Annotated in this window: 5 protein-coding genes and 2 pseudogenes; all 7 read right to left on the bottom strand. The window is 64.9% G+C overall.

Features of this window, described 5'->3' with window-relative positions; translation table 11 throughout:
* Positions 1-201, bottom strand: a pseudogene (locus tag P775_RS16565) (energy transducer TonB); the annotation flags it as partial.
* A gap of 12 nt (positions 202-213) precedes the next feature.
* Positions 214-690, bottom strand: coding sequence for a protein TolR (gene tolR / locus P775_RS16560; RefSeq protein ID WP_099912011.1), 477 nt, complete (start codon positions 688-690; stop codon positions 214-216).
* Between the two features lie 3 nt (positions 691-693).
* A complete protein-coding gene (gene tolQ, locus P775_RS16555; protein WP_099912010.1) occupies positions 694-1,389 on the bottom strand; it encodes a protein TolQ in 696 nt (231 codons plus the stop codon).
* A gap of 150 nt (positions 1,390-1,539) precedes the next feature.
* Positions 1,540-1,929, bottom strand: a complete 390-nt coding sequence (gene ybgC / locus P775_RS16550; RefSeq protein WP_099912009.1) for a tol-pal system-associated acyl-CoA thioesterase — start codon at positions 1,927-1,929, stop codon at positions 1,540-1,542.
* A 184-nt stretch (positions 1,930-2,113) separates the two neighbouring features.
* A complete protein-coding gene (locus tag P775_RS16545; protein WP_425439917.1) occupies positions 2,114-2,749 on the bottom strand; it encodes a hypothetical protein in 636 nt (211 codons plus the stop codon).
* Positions 2,750-2,950: 201 nt separating this feature from the next.
* On the bottom strand, positions 2,951-3,976 hold the full coding sequence (ruvB, locus tag P775_RS16540; RefSeq protein ID WP_099912008.1) for a Holliday junction branch migration DNA helicase RuvB: 1,026 nt from the start codon (positions 3,974-3,976) through the stop codon (positions 2,951-2,953).
* 27 nt (positions 3,977-4,003) lie between these two features.
* Positions 4,004-4,209 (bottom strand): annotated as a pseudogene (locus P775_RS16535) (Holliday junction branch migration protein RuvA); the annotation flags it as partial.

The following is a 4,209-nucleotide window of genomic DNA, read 5'->3' as shown; positions in this document are numbered from 1 at the left end:
GGGCGCCGGGGGGGCGGCCACATCGACCGTGCTTTCGGGGGGCTGCGACGGCGCCGTCAGCGCGGCAAACTCCGCCTCTGACAGGACTTGCACCTCGCTCACCTCCATAGGGGGCGGGTCCGACCGGAAAACTCCGCCGAATAGCGCCCACAGGATCAGCACGCCGTGGCCTGCCCCCGAGATTTTCTGACCCGTATTCAAAAGCCCGCGCCCTCAGCGCCCCGACCCGTCAAGGGCCGGTCCGCCGATATCCGTGACAAGCCCGATGGACGAAAACCCACCGGCATTCAGCGCACCCATCACTTGGGCCACTGTCTCATAAGGCACCGCCCCGTCAGCGCGCAGGAACACCCGGTCATCCGAACGCTCCGTCGCAATGGCCCGCAGCCGGTTCACCAGATCCTCGCGCGCCACCTCGGTGGTCTGGATCATCACCACACCGCTCGCCTCGATGGTCACGGTCAGCGGCTCTTCATTCTCCGAAGGCAGCGCATTGGCCGCCGTCTTAGGCAGCTCGACCGGCACACCCACGGTCAGCAGCGGTGCTGCCACCATGAAGATGATCAGCAGCACCAGCATGACGTCCACGAAGGGCGTGATGTTGATCTCGGCCATAGGCTGCGCGCGCCCGCCCCGACGGCGGCCGCGCCGGCCACCCCCGCCGCCTGATTTCATGACACCTGCACCCATGGCTCAGGAATCCAGCTGGCGCGACAGGATGGTCGAGAATTCATCGGCAAAGGCCTCGTAGCCGCCAATGATCCGATCGGCATCCGCCGAAAGCTTGTTGTAGAAGATCACCGCCGGAATGGCGGCGAACAGACCGATCCCCGTCGCCAGCAGCGCCTCGGCAATGCCGGGGGCGACAACGGCCAGATTGGTGTTCTGCTGCTGCGCAATCTCGATAAAGGCGTTCATGATGCCCCAGACCGTGCCGAACAGGCCGACAAACGGCGCGGTCGACCCGGTGGTCGCCAGAACCGGCAGACCCTTCTGCAGCTCTTCCGCTTCTTTCTGGATCGCCAGATCCATGGACCGGTCGATTCGCGCCTGCGCCCCGGCGATCAGTCCGCCATCCGCCCGGTGCGAGCGGCGCCACTCCATCATCCCGGCGGCAAAGATTTTTTGAGCCCGCCCGTCAGGATCGACCCCGATCTGCTCGAACAACTCATCCAGCGGCTCGCCGCTCCAGAAGGCCTGATCAAACACCGCCGCCTCGCGGCGCGCCTTGCGATACGAAATGTGTTTCTGCACGATGATCGACCACGACCAGAACGACGCGATCATCAGCATCGCCATCACCAGTTTCACGGTCAGCGTCGCACGTGCAAAAAGCGCCCACATCGAGAAATCAATCTCGCTGGCGAGCGCAAGGGTCTGCGTTTCCATAAGCCTGCTCTTTATCCGGTTCGGCCACTCTGTCGCGGCTCTGATTACGCCCGTCCTTACCTGATTCACAGGGCCAAGGCCAACACATTGCCGTCAGTCGGCCGCGCAAAGCCGTGAATTACAAGGGTATCGCGGGCAATTTGCCCCGGATCAGTGCAGCAGCAGGCGGATATTCGCCGGAAGACGCGCGGGATGGCCGGTCTCGTTGATGCAGACCACCAGCACCTCGGCCACAAACAGCCTCTGCGCATCGCGCCAGACCTCCTGCACCATGCTCAGCCGCGCCCCAGTCACGCTGCGAAGGGTGGTGTGCACCTCCAGAGAATCATCGAATTTCGCCGGGAGGAGATAGTCCGCCTCGACCCGGCGCACCACAAAGACCACGCCATCCTCTTCGCGCATCCGGTTCTGATCGATCCCCAGGTCCCGCACCCAGTCGCTGCGCGCCCGTTCGATGTAGCGCAGATAATTGGCATAATAGACAACACCGCCCATGTCGGTGTCTTCGTAATAGACCCGGACCGGAAATCTGTGTGTCATCGGGCTTTGCCCCCTGCATCTTGGTCGGTTTCGCGCAGATTACGGAGCGTTTCACTGCGCTGCAACCGCGCGTAGGGGGCCGCTGCCCCGTCGCCTTGCGGCGACAACCCTGGATATGGGGGCTCTGCCCCCGTCGCCTTGCGGCGACTCCCCCGGGATATTTAAGGACAGGTGAAACAGCGGGTCAGTCCCGGGGCATCACCCGCGCCGCGAGCCGCAGGGCGTGGCTCTTGTCCTGTGCCGCGGCGGGCATCACCGGATCGTAAGCCGCGCGGATCAGCGCGCCGATCTCGGGGCGCAGCACCACGCGGCCATCCTCCAGCTGGCCCAGAGGCGAGCGATCGCCAAAGGCCCGGTCCGACCACAAGAGGACGGTCTGCACCGCCTGAGACAGCGCCAGCGTGTCCGCCGCCACCGCGCCCAGCTGATCATCCATGCGCAAAAACACAAAGGCCGCACAGATCGCGCCCCGCTTGTCAAAGCGGAAGACCCGGTATTGATTTGCCTCTGCCGCCTGCAGTCGCGCCACCAGCGGCACAAGGTCCGGCACCAGCTTTTCCAGATTGGGCACCTCGGGCAGTTCGGCCCAGTCGCGGCAGAAGAACACCATCAGGTTCGCGCCCAGCTCTGGGTCCATCTCGACCGTCTCAAGCCCGGCGAGGGCGGCCACCGCCTCGAAAGCGCCCTTGATCACCGGCAGGCTCGCCTCTTCGACGCCAAAGACCACCGGTGCCAGAGGCCGCCCCCAGCGCGCAAAAAGATAGCTGCCGTCGGCGCGGGTGAACAGCGCCTCAATCTCCTGCGGTGTCAGATCCTGCATGTCTTCAGCCTCGCCATTGCCATTCCGCGCGCATGTCGCACAGCGCACAGCCGGAAATCAATCACTCCGCAGGCTTCAGCCGAACCACCCCCGGCTTCTTCTCTTTCCAAATACGCAAATTCTGCCCGCAACCGCAGGCACGACCTCAGCGTTTTGACTGAACAAGACTCGACCTTCTGTCACAGGAAAAGTCGCGACGCTTTATCCGAACAAATCGCTCTGCCCTGCCACCCGCGGCATCGGCAGGCCAAGGTGATCCCAGGCCTTTTGCGCCAGCATCCGCCCGCGCGGCGTGCGCTGAATCAGCCCCTGTTGCAGCAGGAAGGGCTCGATCACCTCTTCCAGCGCATCGCGGCTTTCGCTCAGCGCCGCCGACAGCGTCTCAATCCCCACCGGGCCGCCGGAATAATTCTCGGCAATCAGCGTGATGTAACGCCGGTCGGCACCATCGAGCCCGAGATGATCCACCCCCAACCGGGTGAGCGAGGAATCCGCCAGTGCCTGCGTCACCACGCCGTTGCCTTCGACCACGGCAAAATCCACCACCCGGCGCAGCAGCCTGCCCGCGATTCGCGGTGTGCCACGCGAACGGCGGGCGATCTCGCGCGCACCGCCGTCTTCGGCCGGCACGCCCAGCTTGATCGCATTGCCGGTGACGATTCGATGCAGCTCGTCTTCGGTATAGAACTGCAGCCGGGTCGGAATGCCAAACCGGTCGCGCAGCGGTGTGGTCAGCAACCCCAGACGCGTCGTCGCCCCGACCAGCGTAAAGGGCTGCAACTCGATCCGTACGGTACGCGCGGCAGGCCCTTCGCCGATCACCAGATCCAGCTCATAATCTTCCAGCGCAGGGTAGAGCACCTCTTCGACCGCCGGGTTCAGCCGGTGGATCTCGTCGATGAACAGCACATCGCGCGCCTCAAGATTGGTCAGGATCGCCGCCAGATCGCCCGCTTTCGCCAGAACCGGACCCGAGGTCATGCGAAACCCCACGCCCAGCTCGCGCGCCATGATCTGCGCCAGCGTTGTCTTGCCCAGACCCGGGGGACCATGGAACAGCGTGTGATCCATCGCCTCGCCGCGCATCCGGGCCGACTGGATAAAGACGCGCAGGTTGGCCTTGGCCTCGGCCTGCCCGACAAAATCGTCCAGCATCTTGGGCCGCAGAGCGCGGTCATAATCCTCGGGCTGGGCCTCCGGGCTCATGCTTGGATCAGCTGCGGCCATGGATCACCTCTGCACTGCCAAATCCGCTCATGACTTCGGCGCCAGCAGCTTGAGCGCGGCGCGGATCAGATCCGGCGTTGCGGCATCGGGCATATCCCCCGCAGCCTGCGCCACCGCTCCTGCCGCATCCCCCGGACCATAGCCAAGGTTGCTCAGCGCCGACAGGGCCTCGGCCTGCGCCGATGGGGCGGCGCGCGGTGCCGGGGCCGACCGGGGCCGCGACACCTGCGGGG

It is taken from the genome of Puniceibacterium antarcticum (genome assembly GCF_002760615.1).
In the GTDB taxonomy this organism is placed as follows: domain Bacteria; phylum Pseudomonadota; class Alphaproteobacteria; order Rhodobacterales; family Rhodobacteraceae; genus Puniceibacterium; species Puniceibacterium antarcticum.
The sequence above is the reverse complement of the archived record's forward strand: the minus strand, read 5'-3'. Positions and strand labels throughout refer to the sequence as shown.